The organism is Lactiplantibacillus songbeiensis, assembly GCF_005405125.1.
Lineage (GTDB): Bacteria > Bacillota > Bacilli > Lactobacillales > Lactobacillaceae > Lactiplantibacillus > Lactiplantibacillus songbeiensis.
Genome location: NZ_BJDL01000020.1, coordinates 1 through 15,738, shown reverse-complemented (window position 1 = coordinate 15,738; position 15,738 = coordinate 1). Strand labels below are relative to the sequence as shown.

The 15,738-nt window shown below is 46.3% G+C and carries 17 protein-coding genes; 9 read left to right on the top strand and 8 right to left on the bottom strand.

The window, feature by feature from the left end; all coding sequences use genetic code 11:
* Positions 1 to 92: 92 nt before the first annotated feature.
* The 3 genes from FFM77_RS08215 to FFM77_RS08205 are packed head-to-tail and all read left to right on the top strand — an operon-like array spanning position 93 to position 2,752.
* Positions 93 to 668 carry an ECF transporter S component gene (locus tag FFM77_RS08215; RefSeq protein ID WP_137635288.1) on the top strand — a complete coding sequence of 192 codons (576 nt, stop codon included), beginning with the start codon at positions 93 to 95 and terminating at the stop codon, positions 666 to 668.
* A 12-nt stretch (positions 669 to 680) separates the two neighbouring features.
* Complete coding sequence (locus tag FFM77_RS08210; protein WP_137635287.1) at positions 681 to 2,093, top strand: ABC transporter ATP-binding protein; 1,413 nt, start codon at positions 681 to 683, stop codon at positions 2,091 to 2,093.
* Positions 2,093 to 2,752: an energy-coupling factor transporter transmembrane component T family protein gene (locus FFM77_RS08205; protein WP_137635286.1), complete on the top strand. Its 660-nt coding sequence runs from the start codon at positions 2,093 to 2,095 to the stop codon at positions 2,750 to 2,752. The genes FFM77_RS08210 and FFM77_RS08205 overlap by 1 nt, the downstream gene beginning before the upstream one ends.
* Positions 2,753 to 3,268: 516 nt before the next feature.
* On the opposite strand, the gene FFM77_RS08200 is transcribed toward FFM77_RS08205, so the two are convergent.
* A complete protein-coding gene (locus tag FFM77_RS08200) occupies positions 3,269 to 4,783 on the bottom strand; it encodes an ABC-F family ATP-binding cassette domain-containing protein (RefSeq protein ID WP_137635285.1) in 1,515 nt (504 codons plus the stop codon).
* 294 nt (positions 4,784 to 5,077) lie between these two features.
* Here FFM77_RS08200 and FFM77_RS08195 point away from each other — a divergent pair, with 294 nt between their 5' ends.
* The 3 genes from FFM77_RS08195 (at position 5,078) to uhpT (ending at position 7,275) form a co-directional block, all read left to right on the top strand.
* Complete coding sequence (locus FFM77_RS08195; RefSeq protein ID WP_137635284.1) at positions 5,078 to 5,461, top strand: fluoride efflux transporter FluC; 384 nt, start codon at positions 5,078 to 5,080, stop codon at positions 5,459 to 5,461.
* On the top strand, positions 5,462 to 5,815 hold the full coding sequence (locus tag FFM77_RS08190) for a fluoride efflux transporter FluC (RefSeq protein WP_137635283.1): 354 nt from the start codon (positions 5,462 to 5,464) through the stop codon (positions 5,813 to 5,815).
* 74 nt (positions 5,816 to 5,889) lie between these two features.
* On the top strand, positions 5,890 to 7,275 hold the full coding sequence (gene uhpT, locus FFM77_RS08185) for a hexose-6-phosphate:phosphate antiporter (protein ID WP_137635282.1): 1,386 nt from the start codon (positions 5,890 to 5,892) through the stop codon (positions 7,273 to 7,275).
* Between the two features lie 62 nt (positions 7,276 to 7,337).
* On the opposite strand, the gene FFM77_RS08180 is transcribed toward uhpT, so the two are convergent.
* The gene (locus FFM77_RS08180; protein WP_137635281.1) at positions 7,338 to 7,532 is read right to left on the bottom strand and encodes a small multidrug resistance protein; all 195 of its coding nucleotides are present in this window, start codon (positions 7,530 to 7,532) and stop codon (positions 7,338 to 7,340) included.
* Between the two features lie 137 nt (positions 7,533 to 7,669).
* A complete protein-coding gene (locus FFM77_RS08175) occupies positions 7,670 to 8,854 on the bottom strand; it encodes an acetate/propionate family kinase (protein WP_137635280.1) in 1,185 nt (394 codons plus the stop codon).
* Positions 8,855 to 8,966: 112 nt separating this feature from the next.
* Here FFM77_RS08175 and FFM77_RS08170 point away from each other — a divergent pair, with 112 nt between their 5' ends.
* Both FFM77_RS08170 and FFM77_RS08165 read left to right on the top strand, forming a co-directional pair.
* A complete protein-coding gene (locus FFM77_RS08170) occupies positions 8,967 to 9,830 on the top strand; it encodes an NFACT RNA binding domain-containing protein (RefSeq protein ID WP_137635279.1) in 864 nt (287 codons plus the stop codon).
* 3 nt (positions 9,831 to 9,833) lie between these two features.
* Positions 9,834 to 10,190, top strand: coding sequence for an iron chaperone (locus FFM77_RS08165; RefSeq protein WP_137635278.1), 357 nt, complete (start codon positions 9,834 to 9,836; stop codon positions 10,188 to 10,190).
* A 112-nt stretch (positions 10,191 to 10,302) separates the two neighbouring features.
* Here FFM77_RS08165 and FFM77_RS08160 read toward each other — a convergent pair whose 3' ends face one another.
* Together FFM77_RS08160 and FFM77_RS08155 are read right to left on the bottom strand one after the other, a co-directional pair.
* Positions 10,303 to 10,524, bottom strand: coding sequence for a hypothetical protein (locus FFM77_RS08160; protein ID WP_137635277.1), 222 nt, complete (start codon positions 10,522 to 10,524; stop codon positions 10,303 to 10,305).
* A gap of 123 nt (positions 10,525 to 10,647) precedes the next feature.
* Positions 10,648 to 11,253: an FMN-dependent NADH-azoreductase gene (locus FFM77_RS08155; RefSeq protein WP_137635276.1), complete on the bottom strand. Its 606-nt coding sequence runs from the start codon at positions 11,251 to 11,253 to the stop codon at positions 10,648 to 10,650.
* A 48-nt stretch (positions 11,254 to 11,301) separates the two neighbouring features.
* Between FFM77_RS08155 and FFM77_RS08150 the strand changes: the two genes are divergently transcribed.
* Entirely contained in the window at positions 11,302 to 12,651 is a 1,350-nt protein-coding gene (locus FFM77_RS08150) for an aminotransferase-like domain-containing protein (protein ID WP_171001582.1), read from the top strand.
* Positions 12,652 to 12,809: 158 nt separating this feature from the next.
* Here the strand turns inward: FFM77_RS08150 and FFM77_RS08145 are convergent, their stop codons facing one another.
* The 3 genes from FFM77_RS08145 to FFM77_RS08135 form a co-directional block, all read right to left on the bottom strand.
* Positions 12,810 to 13,799, bottom strand: a complete 990-nt coding sequence (locus tag FFM77_RS08145; RefSeq protein ID WP_137635274.1) for an aldo/keto reductase — start codon at positions 13,797 to 13,799, stop codon at positions 12,810 to 12,812.
* Positions 13,800 to 14,048: 249 nt separating this feature from the next.
* Positions 14,049 to 14,678, bottom strand: coding sequence for a GyrI-like domain-containing protein (locus FFM77_RS08140; protein WP_137635273.1), 630 nt, complete (start codon positions 14,676 to 14,678; stop codon positions 14,049 to 14,051).
* Positions 14,679 to 14,690: 12 nt separating this feature from the next.
* A complete protein-coding gene (locus tag FFM77_RS08135; protein ID WP_137635272.1) occupies positions 14,691 to 15,314 on the bottom strand; it encodes a histidine phosphatase family protein in 624 nt (207 codons plus the stop codon).
* Positions 15,315 to 15,738: the final 424 nt, after the last annotated feature.

The following is a 15,738-nucleotide window of genomic DNA, read 5'->3' as shown; positions in this document are numbered from 1 at the left end:
AAGACTTAGCCGTCTGGCAGTAGCTGTTAACTACTGTCAGGCGTTTTTTGTCTAACCGATGCGTGGATGAAAAACTTAGGAGGTTTTTGCTAATGAAATGGGCAAAATCATGGTATTTAAGTGACGTGATCTTGATTGCATTAATCGGGATCTTTTTTGGAGCAATCTTTATGGGGACAAACTACGTCTATGATGTGCTGACTGCCGCCTTGGCGCCAGTTGGGCTAGCCGGCTTAGCCAATGAATTGTTGCTAGGATTGTGGTGTATGCCTGGGATGTTAGCCGGTTATCTGCTCCGTCTAAAGGGCTCGGCGACGTTAGGCGAACTCTTAGCCGCAACAGTTGAAATGTTTTTCGGGGGTCAATGGGGTATCTCAACATTGATTTCTGGGGTCTTGCAAGGGTTCGGATCAGAATTAGGTTACATCGCGACCCGCTACAAACACTATGATTGGCTAGGCTTAACCGCCTCAGCCATCACGACGACCTTAGTCACGTTTGCGTGGGATTTAGCTAAAAATGGCTATTTCAAGCTTCAATTCTGGCTACTCGTGCTTTACTTTATTGTCCGTTTCATTTCGATGTTCTTCTTTGGTGGTGTCTTAACCAAACTAATCACCGACTTACTCGATCGCAGTCACGTGTTGAAATCTACCCACAATAACTAAGGAGACTTGTTTATGGCGACCATCACCTTACACAATTTAACGTTCAGTTACCCAGAAGCGGTGGCGCCAATTCTCGACCAAGTCAACTTGACGTTTGCTAGCGGACAATTCACCCTGCTGACAGGGCCTTCTGGAACTGGTAAGTCAACCCTGCTCAAATTAATGACTGGACTGCTAAGCTTACCAGCTAACCAAGGCAGCATTAGCTTCAATCAGACCAACTTAGCCGCTATCGTCCCGACTGACCGGGCAGCTCAAGTGGCGTTAATGTTTCAAAATCCGAATCAACAATTTGCTATGGATACAGTTGAAAATGAATTGATCTTCGCCCTTGAGAATCGGCAATTACCACCGCAACAGATGCCACAGCGACTGACGGCGGCCCTCGACTTTGTCGGCATTAGTCACTTACGGCATCGTCACCTCAACCACCTATCCGGCGGGGAAAAACAAAAAGTCGCCTTAGCAGTTATTGTCGCCATGGATAGCGATGTGATCTTATTAGATGAACCGTTTGCCAGTGTCGATCCCACCGCACGTGCCAGTCTATTACGCCGACTTGTTCGCTTGCGTGATGAGGCTGGCAAAACGATTATTCTGGCCGACCATGATCTGACCGATTATGAACCGTTAATCGACAACGTGGTACGAATCACTGCAGAGCACACCCTTGCCATCGTCCCACAAGTCCAACAGCCGGCCCTTTTCCAAGCCTTTAATCAGCGGGTCTCTACTCATACCACTTGGCCGACACCCACTAGCGGTACACCGTTGTTTCAACTCAAGCAAGTGACCTTGCAACAAGCTCAGCACCAGTTGCTTGAACCGACTGACTTAACGATTTATCAGCATCAAACGACGTTAATCACAGGTCCCAACGGTAGTGGTAAATCGACTTTATTTGAAGCCTTAGTCCGGTTACAAGCTTTTTCTGGACAGCTCACTTATCTGGGCAATGACATTCAAAAACTAAAACGGAAGGCCTATGCCCGCCAAGTGGCTTTATTGTTTCAAGATGCAGAAACACAATTTCTAAATATCACCGTGGCCGAAGAATTGGCACAGTGCCAAAAGTACGCATATGGTGATTACTTTACCCCGGCACACATCGACGCGGCCTTACAGCAGTTAAATTTGGCTGGACATCAAGACCAAGTCATCTATACCTTGAGTGAGGGCCAGAAAAAGAAACTACAGATTTTACTCATGCTAATCATGCAATCACCGGTGCTGCTTTTAGATGAACCGTTAAAGGGCTTGGACTTAGCGTCAATCAACGCTTTAGTTCAACTCCTGCAGACGACATTGGCGGCGACTCAGCAAACGCTGATTATTATTAGTCACCAGTTGACCGGCCTAACCCCTTTGATCGACTGCCACTTACGCTTTGACCAACATCAGTTACAGTATCAGGAGGTGACTTGATGAATCCTAGTATTAAACTCCTCCTATTATTAGTCATTGCCTTAGAAATCTCGTTTACGATGATTATTAGCTTGAACGTGGCATTAGTGGTTTTAGCCATCATCTACTTGGGCTTACATGGGACCAAGCTCAAAACGCTCGCTTGGCTGCTAGTCGTGCCGCTATTGCCCGCAATTGGTCTTTGGAGTACTCAATATATTAACGGCAGTGGCGATAAAACGCTAATGGCTTGGGTATTATTCACCCGTATCTATGCCTTTGTCTTTACTGGTGCCACCTTTACGCTCACGACGAATATCTTACAGTTGGCCGATGCTTTAGAACAAAATTGGCACTTGCCATCAAAATTCGCCTATGGTGTCCTAGCGGCGTATAATTTAGTCCCCAAAATCCAGCACGAAGTTAAAGTCATTCGCGCTGCGGGGTTAATGCGAGGCCAGCAACTGTCCTTTTGGTCACCACAGTTGTACTTTAAAGCCATCTTAGTCTCCATCAATTGGTCACAGAACCTGGCTCAAGCGATGGCGTCACATGGCTTTGTCGAAGATGCGCCCCGAACCCATTACCGCCATTCCGCGGTACATGCACGGGATTGGATTATTTTAGGTTTAGGCATCATTGGCATGCAAATTGGCGTATTCGTGATTCCTTGGCACTAGCCTAACTAAAAAATCGTTGTCTTAAGCACAGTGCTTGCTGGCTTAAAACAACGATTTTTCGTTACTAATACGCTTGGTACTAGTTGACTTAAATTGCCACTCTGGTTGGGCCAGAATCGGCTGGAACGTGGTGGCCACGTTTTCGAGCCATAGTGCGGTCTCGAAAGCCGGGCTTTATCTAAGTCGGAAAATCACCGACTAAGATAAACGACACCACTGAGCCAATTCTGACCCGCCCGGCGTTAATTAACAGGAGTTAATGACTATCTATTGTCGACCACTAATTTAGCCGAGAGGTTGGTTCCTAAAATGCTCAACCGGGTCGTTGGCCTTAGCGTGAGTGTTTTGCTCGGACTTAGACCAAGGTCAGTTTTGAAGACCTCATTTTTGGCTTCAAAATGGCCCATAGCGTTCCAGCATTTTAGAAACCGACCGGCAGGCGGTAATTTCAACTAGCACCAAGCGTATTACTGATAATTAACGACAGATCAGCCCAAGTACCAACGAAACCGTCCCTTAGTTGCGTGCCACTTCTATCTGGGCCCGCAACGCTTGCATCGTGGCTGTGTCAGCGTTGGGGTCAGCCATCATCTGATCATACTTGAATTGCAATAATGGTAAGTCCGATGGGGCCGCAGCTTTAACTGCAACCCGTTGTGGATCAATCAACTGCTGATCGTCAAACGTTAACTGGCGCGTAACGACTTGTTTACGAAAAACCGCATCATGTGACACAAAGATGACAGTCCCAGGATAATGCTGTAGATAATCTGCTAAGGCGTCCAACGCATCGACATCCAGATAATTAGTCGGTTCATCTAACATCAACACATTATAATTACCGACCAAGATAGCCACTAATTGTAACTTTACCAATTCACCGCCACTTAGTTCACCAACCAGCTGGTCATAAAAGCGCGCGGGTAAGCCTAACGCCCCCATGACATTGCGCACCGTTTGATCTGGCAACTGGCTGGCATCGCGCACCGTCTGCCAAACCGTTCTCTTGCCATCTAACGCGGTCATATCTTGTTGAAAGACCCCAATCTTAGCGGCGGGCGAAACCGACAAGCCGGCTTGATGCTCTAAAATAGCCGTTAATAGCGTGGTTTTCCCACTCCCATTCGGCCCAACCAACGCAACTCGTTCACCGGGCTTAATCTGAAACGTCACTCGTTTTAACAATGTTTTGTTATGACGACGCAACGTAAAGTTAGCCGCTGAAGCCACTGTTTTACCTTTAAATGGTGGAAAATCAGTCGCGACTAACTTGAATCCTGTCGTGGTAAACGGCTTAGTTACTTGGGCCTCCCGTTCGCCACGTTCTACTAACTTTTTCGCACTACGATCCATCTTAGCTGCGGTCGCTTCGCGTAATGATTTGGAATTCGCCCGTTCCCCCGCGGTCATCCGGCGACTGCCTTTACGAATCTGTTGCGCCTTTTCATGACGGGCTTGCATCGCAACTTTTAAGTCATGTTGATGCCGATTCTGCCGAACGTAAGCAGCTTGTTGACTCGTTAATTGTTGGTCTAATTGGGCTTGATAATCAGCATAATTGCCGGCATAGGCCGTAAATTCACCATGGCGTACCGCCCACGTCTGCGTAGTGACAGCATTCAGCAACTGCCGGTCATGTGAAATCAGCAGTAGTAACCCATGATAATGCTGCAATTGCTTGATAAGCCAAGCTTGATGCGGTTCATCTAAATTCGATGAGGGCTCGTCTAAGATCAAAATTTCTGGACGACTACTCAACGCGACCCGAACCCGATCCATCATTGCTTGACCCCCACTACGGTCATGGGTTGCCGCAATCTGAGGCACATAGGTGACATCTCCAGCCACAATCAATTGACCTTGATAATCCTGATCATCACCGGTCAACAGATGGGCTAGCGTTGATTTTCCAGCACCATTGCGACCCACGATACCGATGCGGTCGCCCGTATTCGCTAACAAATGCGGCACCGTAAAGAGACCGCGACCATTCACCATTTTTTCAATCTTCGTTAATTTTATTTCAGACATTTAAAAATCCCCCTTAGAATCAGGGATCAATTCAGCGCACAAAAAAAGCGACCTCGACATGGCGAGACCGCTGGCTACGTATTCGCCAGCGCCACTAATTAATCCCAAAAACGACAGTCCACCCCTTAGAAGAAGTGATCCTGTTCAATTACTGGCATTAATTAGTTGCGCATTGGCTGAATACCCCGTGTTTTCATAAGTTGTTTAATAGGTTAGCATGCTTTAATTTATTTTGCAAGCCGGGTTGTTTTTCTGTAAACTAAATTCATCTTACTGAAAAGAGCAACTTCATTCATGCAAAAATTATGTTATATCGCGGGCTTTGCCGTTATCGGTGGTGGCCTGCGCGAGTGGCTCAGCTTACTCATCAGCTGGCCGCAACACTTCTGGATCACCGTCATTATTAATGTTAGCGGGGCCTTTCTACTCAGCTTAATCACCACGTTATTGCCAGCCCGGTTGCCAGTCTCCGAAGCAATCGTCACTGGCATGAGTGTCGGTTTAATTGGTAGCTTCACAACCTTTTCAACTTTCACTTACGAAACGATCCAACTCTGGCAACAAGGTCAGACTGGCCTCGTGCTCGCTTATGTTGGTGCCAGTCTGGGACTTGGCTTATTAGCGGGTCTCGCTGGCAACTTACTCAGCGACCATTGGCTGCCACGGGGGAATGCCTAAATGTTGACTTTAATTGGTATCGTGGGCGGTGGTGCAGCGATTGGTGCCTTGATCCGCTATACGACGATGCAACTCTCTAAACCGCTCAATCAGCGCTGGTCACTGCCAGTCGCCACATTAGGGCTTAATCTGATTGGGGCTTTACTGCTGGGATGGGACTTAACTAGTTCGTTATCCCCAAGTTGGCAACTCTTTTTAGGCACCGGCATCATGGGCGGCTTGACCACTTTTTCAACGATGATCAATGAAATCATCATCTTAGCCCGGCACCACCAACAAAAAACGGCGCTCATTTATTTAATGCTCAGCTTAGGTGGCGGCTTACTTTTTGGCTGGCTAGGCACCTTATTTTAGAATAAGCAACCGATTACACTTGTGATATACTGGAAATGGTCATCAAATTTTTCATTATAAGAAGGGTTGTTTTTATGTTACATTATTTTGACCTGAAACGACCTAAAAAACTTGGCCTTTCAATTGCGGATCAACGGCAACGTTGGTTACGTGAATTTTTGAAAGCGTTTTTGGTCGTCTTCTTTGTTTATTTCAGTATGTACCTGATCCGCAATAACCTCTCCGCGGCACAACCGTTATTAGTTAAAGACGGGATCTCCACGACTGAGTTAGGCTGGATCGGTTACGGCTTCTCATTGGCTTATGGGATTGGGAAGACCGTCTTAGGTTATGTGGTCGATGGTAAGAATACCAAGCGTTTCATGTCATTCTTACTCATCTTGGCAGCGTTGATGACGTTAATCATCGGGGTCGCTTTATTGATGAACCATGCGCCGGTTGGTTTAATCTTAGTCCTCTGGTCATTGAACGGGGTCTTCCAATCGCCAGGCGGTTCAGCATCACTCTCCACGATTTCACGCTGGACAACTACAACGACACGGGGCCGTTACATCGGGATTTGGAACATCTCCCATGAATTCGGTGGTGCCGTTGCTGGGGTTATTGCACTCTGGGGTGCGAATCATTTATTTGCGGGCAATGTCGGCGGGATGTTTATTTTTCCTGCTATTATTGGGCTCATCATTGGTTTTTGGGGCCTCTTCTTCGGCGCCGACGATCCGCAAGAACTTGGTTGGGATTCCAGTGAAGTGATCTTCGGTGAAGAAGTCTCACAAGCTGATCAAACTGCCGCGAAAATGAGTAAATGGACCATCTTCAAGACCTTCGTCATGAAGAGTCCTTGGGTTTGGTTACTCTGTATCGCCAACGTCTTCGTCTACGTGGTCCGAATTGGGATCGTTAACTGGGCACCACTCTACACGGTTCAACAACTCCACTTTACGGTGGCTCAAGGCGCTAATACCTTGTTGCTCTTCCAACTCGGTGGGATTATTGGTAGTGTTGTTTGGGGCTGGTTCTCAGATGTCTTAAAGGGTCGTCGTGCGGTTGTTTCAATTATTTGCCTAGCCTTAACGGCGTTTGTCGTGTTAGGTTACCGCTACGGAACCACGCCGATGATGATCAACACGTCCTTGTTCTTCTTAGGGATGTTAATCTATGGGCCACAACTCTTAATCGGGGTCGCTGTCATCAGCTTCGTGCCTAAGAACGCCTTAAACGTTTCTGATGGTTTGACCGGGACCTTTGCGTATATCTTTGGGGACTTGATGGCTCAAGTTGGATTTGCCGCTATCGCCGATCCTAAAGCTAACGGGTTGTCACTCTTAGGAATGAACTTACATGGTTGGAACGATACGTTTATCGTTTTCTATATCGCGGTGGTTTTGAGTATTATCATGCTCGCGATTATTGCGGTTGGGGAAGAAAAACGGATTCGCCAACAATTGAAAACAAACTAAAGCATTTTAAAAAGCCCCAACTAGATTTTGAATCAAAATCTAGTTGGGACTTTATTTTAGTTTTAATTACCAAACGGACTCGCAAATAGCGCCATGCCCCCAAGGACGATGACCGCTAAACCAATCCACAAAGCGACCCGAATTAAAATCAGGCCCGCAATAATCATAAAAAATAGGCCCAGAATTTTAAAGCCAATCTTAAAGAAGATCTTTAAGAGCCACAAGCCAATCACTAACGCAATCAAAAAACCGATCATGTTGCCGCTCGACTAACGAGCTTCCCTCCTTACGGTCGTCGCGACCGCTGGTTGAACAAGTTATGTTCTTGACCGTTAGTGTAGCATGTCACCTACGAAATATCGACTGCGCCGTTTCAAATTATTAAAAGCTTAACTTACTGTAGTGCCGCGACCTGACGCACCATCGCCAACTCTTCGTTAGTCGGAATCAACATGACTTTAATCGCCGAATCAGCACTACTAATGACCCCTTCTTGACCAGCCGCATTTAAGTCAGCGTCCAACTTCACGCCAAAGATTGCCAATTCATCGGTAATTTGTTGCCGTAATTGGACATTATGCTCACCAATTCCACCAGCAAAAATAATTGCATCGGCACCGTGGAGTTCGGTTAAATAGCTCCCGGCATACTTCGCAATCCGGTTAACAAAAATATCGACGGCTAATTTAGCCTGCGGATTGGTTTGTTCTTGCGCTTTGATTTCACGCATATCTGGCGAAATCTCAGACACGCCTAACAATCCAGACTTATTATTGAGCATCATCATGATTTCATTAGGATCACTAATATTGAGCTTATCCATCAAGAATGGGACGACTGCTGGATCAACATCACCAGCCCGTGTCCCCATCGTCACTCCAGTTAACGGTGTAAAGCCCATTGAGGTATCAAAGGCTTTCCCATTTTTGACGGCGGCTAATGATGCACCACTCCCTAAGTGTAGGGTGACTAAATTCACGTCATCTTTGGGCTTGTTCAATAATTCGGCGGCCCGACCAGTCAAATACCCATGGGAAATCCCATGTTCACCATAGCGACGAATATGGTACTTCTTCGTCAAGTCATATGGCAAGCTGTAAATGGCGTTCATTTCAGGTAAGTCCGTGAAGAATTGACTGTCAAAAACGGCGTATTGCGTCACGTTTGGCAACGTTTTAGCCATGGTCGCAATGCCTTGCGCTTCCATTGGATTATGCAATGGGGCAAAGCTGCTCAACCCTTTGATTTGTTCCAAAACAGTTGGGGTTACTTCAACGGCATGTTTAAACGTTTCCCCACCGGCAACTACCCGGTGCGCAACGGCCGTAATTTCACTCAATGATTGAATAATATCTAATCGTTGCAATTCATCAAAGACGAGCTGGGCCGCATGCTCTTGGTCCAAATTATCGACCGTTGTTTCAAATTTTTGATGATCACCGTACTTAATCGTAAAGATTGAGCCTGGCATACTGATTCGTTCAACTAACCCACTGGCAAGTACCGTTTCAGCGGGCATTTCAAATAATTGCCACTTCAACGATGAACTCCCAGCGTTAATAATTAATGTTTTTTGCATCGAAAATCACACTCCCACTATCTAGAATACCGAATTTTCAGAAAATATGCTGAATTATTTTCGTAGCGTTACAATATAAGTATCAAAATTCTTAAATTAAGGACGGCTTAGCATGTCAACTCAAGCAGAATTATCCGCAGCAACCGAAGTCAGTCAAGCCATGGAACGTCAGCTGTTTCGGACGAATAAACAAATCGAAGCTTTAACACGCGCAGTCAATCGCGTCGATGATTTCACCGAGCTCCAAGTTAAAGGCACGTTACTGAAAACCTATGCCAGTCAAATCGAAGGTCACCACCATTACGTCGAACTGCCTGACTACCGACAACCTGGGCAAACCCTCACGATTCAACTCGACGTGACCAAGTCAATCATGGCGAATGCCGAGACTTATTTCCACCATTATCGCAAGGATAAACGCGGCTTGCAAACCGTTGAAGCTAATTTGGCCGCTGCCAAACAAACGCTCGCACAACAACAAGCTCGGCAGGCGGCCTTTAAACCATTAGACCCTGCCAGTGTCGCTGCGGTCAAAGCCCAATTAATTGCAGAAGGCGCCCTAAAGACCAAAGTCCTGCACTCGTCAAAGTTACCTGAACCAGCGCATCCACGCCGCTTCTACACGAGCGATCACGTCCTCGTCGAAGTTGGCAAGAACAGTGACCAAAATGACCACCTAACGTTAACGGCACGCAAAGACTATTACTGGATGCACGTCAGCGAATTGGCCGGCTCACACGTGGTAATTCACAGTAACCATCCTAGCGAGCAGACCTTAACTGAAGCGGCCGTCTTAACTGCCTATTACAGTAAAGGTCGCAAGTACCCTCGCGTGCCCGTCGACGTCTTAAAAGTCAGCCAATTACACAAACCTAAAGGGGCTAAGTCTGGGCTAGTGACATTCACTGGGAAAGCGGATACAATTACGGTACGACCAGACGCTGAGCTGGTTAAAAAATTACGAACTGAGGACTAACCAATAACGCCGATTGAAAGCTATATCCAAACCGCACCGCTGGCCGTTCAACCACAATTAACTGACCTCCGCACAACGATTTTAGCCGTCTTACCGGATGCTGAAGAACAATTGAAATATCAAATGCCGACCTTTTACTGGCACGAAAATGTGATTCATTTTGCCTGGTTTAAGCACCATATTGGGTTATACCCAACACCTAGTGGGGTCAAGGCTTTTCAAGCGGAATTAACGGCTTATAAGACGAGTAAGGGCGCCATTCAATTGCCGCTGGATCAACCGTTGCCCTTGGAGTTAGTACGGCGGATTACTGATTATCGAAAACAAGAAGTTATTGAGAAATTTAGGTTAACTGAATAGATAGGAATCGCGTCATCAGTGTTTGGACTGGTGGCGCGATTTTTTATGTAGCGGAAACGTGTTCGGCAAAGCTGGGGACTCCGCTTAGCTTCAACCCGTCGGACCTCACACTCTAACGTTGCCACCAACTCTCCTTCAAAAAGGTAATCTCAACAATCTCACTAATCTTCAATCGTTCGACCACCCCAGCTTGTTGATTCAACAACAAACTCGTCCCATCAACCGCGGCGATTAACCCACTCGGCGTCGCACCATTAACCAATGTTAAACGAACGACACAGTTTAGTTCATACGCTTGCAACAACGACGCTTCAATTGTTTTTAGTTGTTCCATTTTGATCACCTCATCGTAAATAAGTACTCCTATCATAGCACATTTTCAGAACGTGTGTTCGATATTTTTAAAATAAATTTTGCCCACTAAAAAAACGTTTGGGGACTATCCCAAACGCCTATTCTAGCCTAACGTTGCCGTCAAGTAAGCCGTTAACTCACGCTTTGTTTGTGCCACAATCGCCGGCTTATCATTTTCAATTAAATCCAAGCCCTCCGCTCGAATTAACGTCATCTTAGTGATCCCCATGAAGTTTAAAATCGTCCGTAAATAATGTGGTGCAAAGTCGGCGTTCACATAGCGTAAATCATGTTCATAGTCACTGCCACTCGATTGAATATAGGCCACTTTTTGATGACCATCTAGCAAGCCAACTGAGCCATCCGCAGTGTACTTAAAGGTTTGTTTGGCAACAAAAATATTATCAATATAATCCTTTAACTTGCTGACAACGTTGAAATTATGCAACGGCATCATAATCAAAATAACATCGGCCCGTTTCCATTGTTCAATCAACGCCTGCTGAGTGTCAGCCACCCGTTCTGGATGGTTCATCACATCTGCGGTAATAGGTGGAATCGTATTTTTAGGATTATACAAGGTCAACTGTTCAACATCCGCAGTGGGAGCCACGCGAGCTATTGTCTGCAAACTAACTTGGACCAGTTGATTAATCGTTCGGTCTGTATTTTGATAGTCGGGATGCGCATTAATCAATAAAATTTTCATATTTGAAAAGTCCTTTCTGGTACAATTTAATTAAAAGAGGTGGGTAACGTGTTAGTTATTGATCGTGAGAGTCAGGAACAAATCTATCATCAGCTTTATCGCCAGCTTCGGGCCGAAATCGAGACCGGGATTCGGCAACCCGGGCAAGCGGTCGCCAGTACCCGTTTTTTAGCACAAACGCTAGCCGTTAGCCGCAATACTGTCGATCACGCCTACCAAAACTTGGTTGCGGAGGGCTACTTAATCAGCAAACCTGGCGCTGGATATCACGTCGCTCAACAGTTACCCAGTCTAGCCGCCACAGTAACGCCGCTCACACCAATCAGTCAGCCGCGCTTTGAATTCGACTTCACCGAAGATTATGATCATCTGCAGCTATTTCCCAAAAATGCTTGGCAAACAGCCGAACAAGCTGTGATGTTTAGCGGCTTATCCCATATTCAGCCAGCCAATGGCGATCCCCAATATCGGCAGCAACTGACCCACTACCTAGCCCGACTCAAGGGTATTCATGCCAACGCTAATCAAATCGTTGTTACTAGCGGGTTCAATGAAGCAGCTGGCATTATCGCGAACTTGATTCCTGATCTTTCAACCAATCAATTAGCAATTGCGGAACCGATTGCGCCGAATGCCCGTGAAGTGTGGTCACGCTTAGGCGTTGCAACCATTAACTTTCAGGACCTCACGTCATTGCCATCAGCGTTAGGTTACGTTTTAGCCCCTACCCATAATTTTCCAGATGGTCAAGGGCTATCTCAACAGCAACGTCAACAATTGGCGGCGCAACTCAACGCTCACCAACGTTATCTAATTGAACTAGATACTGATGGCACTTTGACCTACGACGGCCAACCGGCACCCGCCATCCATCACTATTTGCAGGGACAACGCAGCTTTTACTACACTAACTACGACGATACCCTCGGCTCAGCTTTGTGTATGGGTATCTTAGTCTTGCCAGCTGAACTGGTGCCACGCTACCAAGCTAAGTACGGTCAACTGCCGAATCGCAATTCACAATGGCAACAATTGATTTTAAGTCGGCTCATTGCTAACGATGCTTTAGAACGCTACATTCGACAACTTACCATCGTTTACCACAACCGCCGTCAACTCTTACAACAAACCTGTGCCACTTATTTCGGTGATCAAGTCCAACTCATCGGCGCATCAGCTGGCACCTTCGTCGTGTTACAGTTGCAAACCAAGCAGTCCATATCCGACTTAATCGATCAAGCGGCCCAAGCGGGTATCGGGTTAGTCAATCCGGATCGTTGCTGGCACGATAATCGACCGCACCATCAACAAGTCGTTTTAAGCTTTCGGCAAGTCACTGACGACCAACTCGTTGCTGGCATTCAAAAGCTCGCAACGGTCTGGCGGCTAGTGAACTAACTTACAAAGACTAGTTTACGGCAGTTGAACCGTTAACCAAGGGCCAGTCCGACTAAAAAACAAGGGACCAGTTTGTCCGGCTGACGATACTCGATAAAAAACTAGCGGCTTGGAAATCATTAAGATTTCCAAGCCGCTAATTTCAGCCCCAACTGAGCTTAATTCAAGATTTTTTTAATCGCCGCAACCTCATCATTGCTAAAGGCTAACTGATTAGTCGCCGCTAAATCATCATGCAAATGTTCAACGCTGGTGGTCCCAATAATCACACTGGCAACCGTCTCCGAACGTAATAACCAAGCCAACGCCATTTGTGCCAAGCTTTGGCCCCGTTGCTGAGCAATCCCGTTTAAAGCGTTTAGTTGCTTAACTACCGCGTCAGTCCCCTGGTCAAACAAATATTTATTGGTCCGATGAATAGGGAAGTCCGCTGGAATGCCACCTAAATAATGGTCCGTCAATAACCCTTCTGCTAATGGACCGTAAGCCACCAAGCCAGCCTGATGCTGACCAAGATAATCTAACAACCCGTTCGTTTCAGCTTGCCGGTTCAACATATTGTATGAATATTGATTAACAGTGAACGGTGTGTGCATATCTTCAAAATAGCTCACCATTTCAGCCGTCTGCGCTTGATCATAGTTTGAAATACCGACATATAACGCTTTACCTTGACGGACTAACAAGTCTAAAGCTTGCGCTGTTTCTTGCAGATCGATATTTGGATCAGGCCGATGAGAATAGAAAATATCAACATAATCTAAATTCATCCGCTTTAAGCTACGGTCCAAGGCCCCAATCAACGTCTTGCGAGAGCCAAATGCCCCGTAAGGCCCTGGCCAAGCTGGATACCCGGCTTTCGTTGTAATGACTAATTCATTCCGATACGGCATCAAATCACTTTTTAGAATCTGGGCAAAGGTTTGTTCTGCTGAGCCTTTCGATGGCCCATAATTATCGGCCAAGTCAAAACTAAAAATGCCATGGTCAAATGCATCCAAAACAACTTTTCTGGAATTGGCTAACGGTGCTTCATCACCAAAGTTACGCCACAATCCTAACGAAATCGCTGGTAACTGTAGCCCTGTCTTACCAACTCGCCGAATTGGCAAGTTGTCATAACGCGTGTCTGCTGCGGTAAATGTCATTTAGAATCACCCTTCTAAAGTTATTGTTTCCGCTTTCATTATAATACAAACGAAAAGAGCAGTCCTCACGAAAAGGATTGCTCTACTTAGGAGACCCAGAATTATGCCATCTGGCTGTTGCTGTCTAACGTTGTGTCACACCTTGGACCTGAGAGCAGCAGTGACTAGCGAAGTCCAAGTTTTACTGCGATTTGATTAGCAATAGTTCTATTGTAGTCGCCTGACTGAATTGGTCAAGTCAAAATCCCGTCAACTGTCAGTTAGCAGCCATCTTAAGACGGTCTTGCGTTTGGCTGCGACTGTCCGCCGTGGATCCGACAAATAAATTTCTTTGTGGGCTAAGGTCCGCCGTTTTAAATGATGAGCTTCTGCATAAGCCGCTAACTGCTGGAAACTGGCTGGTTCCGTATCAAAAGAGCCCACATGTAACATTTGGAGACAATGGCCATCAGTCAACGCTTCAAAATGCACTTCCGGCAGATATGGATTGGGCTTTTTAGCCTGAACAGCGGTGAGATTAGCCGCCGCCAAAGCGGGTGTCACAAAATCCGGTTGCCGCAACATGATCTGATAGTCTAAATCGGCCTTATCAAAACTGCCGTCAGCCCGAACGTCATCAGGCGCTAACGTCCAGAGCCCTTCTAACGGGAAGACCGTATATTCATAGTACCCCGCCGGCAGGGTCCCCGACTTAGGCATCATGCGAATACCATAAGCTGCCGCATATAAAGCTGCGGTCCGTTCACCGAATTCGGATTCATTCGGATCGCCATGCCCGGTGATCGTGTAATAATTGAAGGTCGGCACGGTCACTAAAGTTGGCACTGCTTTGGGTAGATACAAGGCTTTATCTTGTTTTCGCCATTCATATTTTGTCATCAGGCGCCCCCCTTAAAACCCACTTTTTCGATTGTAATAACTTAAGTACTGGCGGTTAGTCGCCGCATCAACCGTAATTTTGGTCACACTCGTATTATCTGGTTCGGGTATCGTCATCGGGTCAGCCGGTTTTAAAACCGCCAACGCCATGGCTTTGACGGTAAACCCATGCGTGACAACAATAATCTGGTCAGTCGGATAATCAGCGGCTGTCGTTGTTAAAAAGTCCGTGACGCGCGCCACCACGTGATCAAACGTTTCGCCTTGCGTTGCCGCCTCAACATATGTTGGCAAGACATCATTTAGCGCGGGATCAAAATACTGTGGATAGGTTTGTTTTAGCACATCATTTTGCTGGCCATCCCACTGACCATAGGAGATTTCTAACAACCGGTCATCCGTTGTGACCGGTAACTCTCGGCCCAAATTCAATAACGCAGCCGTCTCTTTAGTTCGCACTAATGGACTGCAAATCAATCGATCCGCAAAGCTAATGTCAAAGCTCGCATGCAGCGCTTGGGCCTGCTGTTCACCCGTCGCATTTAACTGTGTAATGGCCGTATTAATCGTACCTTGCTTCAAATTCTGCGCATTCGCTGTTGTCTGACCATGCCGGACAATGTAAAAAGTTGTCAAAAAAATCACTCCTCATGTTAATAATCTACGCTTAGTGATAGTTAGCTTAAATTGCCACTCTGGTTGGTCCAGAATCGGCTGGAACGTGGTGGCCGCGTTTTCGAGCCATCGTGCGGTCTCGAAAGCCGGACTTTATCTAAGTCGAAACCCGTGACTAAGATAAACGACACCACTGAACCAATTCTGGCCCACCCGACGTTAATTATTGATTGTTTATAAACTAACGTTAAGCCACTGAAACTAACACTAATCGATTACTTATTATTAAATTTATTAAAAACCAAGCAGAAAACCTGCGATTTTAATCGCGGGATGAATGCCAGGATTTAATAATTTTTCTTGAAACATACGTTCCCCAAGAAGGCTAAATATGGTATACTAAATCCAATCTACAGGGGAGGTATCCATTGGTTAAATTAGGGCG

What these genes read in the sequence shown, in the direction of transcription:
- uhpT (WP_137635282.1), top strand. Translation starts at nt 5,890, where the DNA reads ATGTTACATTATTTTGACCTGAAACGACCTAAAAAACTTGGCCTTTCA.
- FFM77_RS08195 (WP_137635284.1), top strand. Translation starts at nt 5,078, where the DNA reads ATGCAAAAATTATGTTATATCGCGGGCTTTGCCGTTATCGGTGGTGGC.
- FFM77_RS08180 (WP_137635281.1), bottom strand. Translation starts at nt 7,532, where the DNA reads ATGATCGGTTTTTTGATTGCGTTAGTGATTGGCTTGTGGCTCTTAAAG.
- FFM77_RS08170 (WP_137635279.1), top strand. Translation starts at nt 8,967, where the DNA reads ATGTCAACTCAAGCAGAATTATCCGCAGCAACCGAAGTCAGTCAAGCC.
- FFM77_RS08200 (WP_137635285.1), bottom strand. Translation starts at nt 4,783, where the DNA reads ATGTCTGAAATAAAATTAACGAAGATTGAAAAAATGGTGAATGGTCGC.
- FFM77_RS08210 (WP_137635287.1), top strand. Translation starts at nt 681, where the DNA reads ATGGCGACCATCACCTTACACAATTTAACGTTCAGTTACCCAGAAGCG.
- FFM77_RS08190 (WP_137635283.1), top strand. Translation starts at nt 5,462, where the DNA reads ATGTTGACTTTAATTGGTATCGTGGGCGGTGGTGCAGCGATTGGTGCC.
- FFM77_RS08140 (WP_137635273.1), bottom strand. Translation starts at nt 14,678, where the DNA reads ATGACAAAATATGAATGGCGAAAACAAGATAAAGCCTTGTATCTACCC.
- FFM77_RS08145 (WP_137635274.1), bottom strand. Translation starts at nt 13,799, where the DNA reads ATGACATTTACCGCAGCAGACACGCGTTATGACAACTTGCCAATTCGG.
- FFM77_RS08205 (WP_137635286.1), top strand. Translation starts at nt 2,093, where the DNA reads ATGAATCCTAGTATTAAACTCCTCCTATTATTAGTCATTGCCTTAGAA.
- FFM77_RS08215 (WP_137635288.1), top strand. Translation starts at nt 93, where the DNA reads ATGAAATGGGCAAAATCATGGTATTTAAGTGACGTGATCTTGATTGCA.
- FFM77_RS08160 (WP_137635277.1), bottom strand. Translation starts at nt 10,524, where the DNA reads ATGGAACAACTAAAAACAATTGAAGCGTCGTTGTTGCAAGCGTATGAA.
- FFM77_RS08175 (WP_137635280.1), bottom strand. Translation starts at nt 8,854, where the DNA reads ATGCAAAAAACATTAATTATTAACGCTGGGAGTTCATCGTTGAAGTGG.
- FFM77_RS08155 (WP_137635276.1), bottom strand. Translation starts at nt 11,253, where the DNA reads ATGAAAATTTTATTGATTAATGCGCATCCCGACTATCAAAATACAGAC.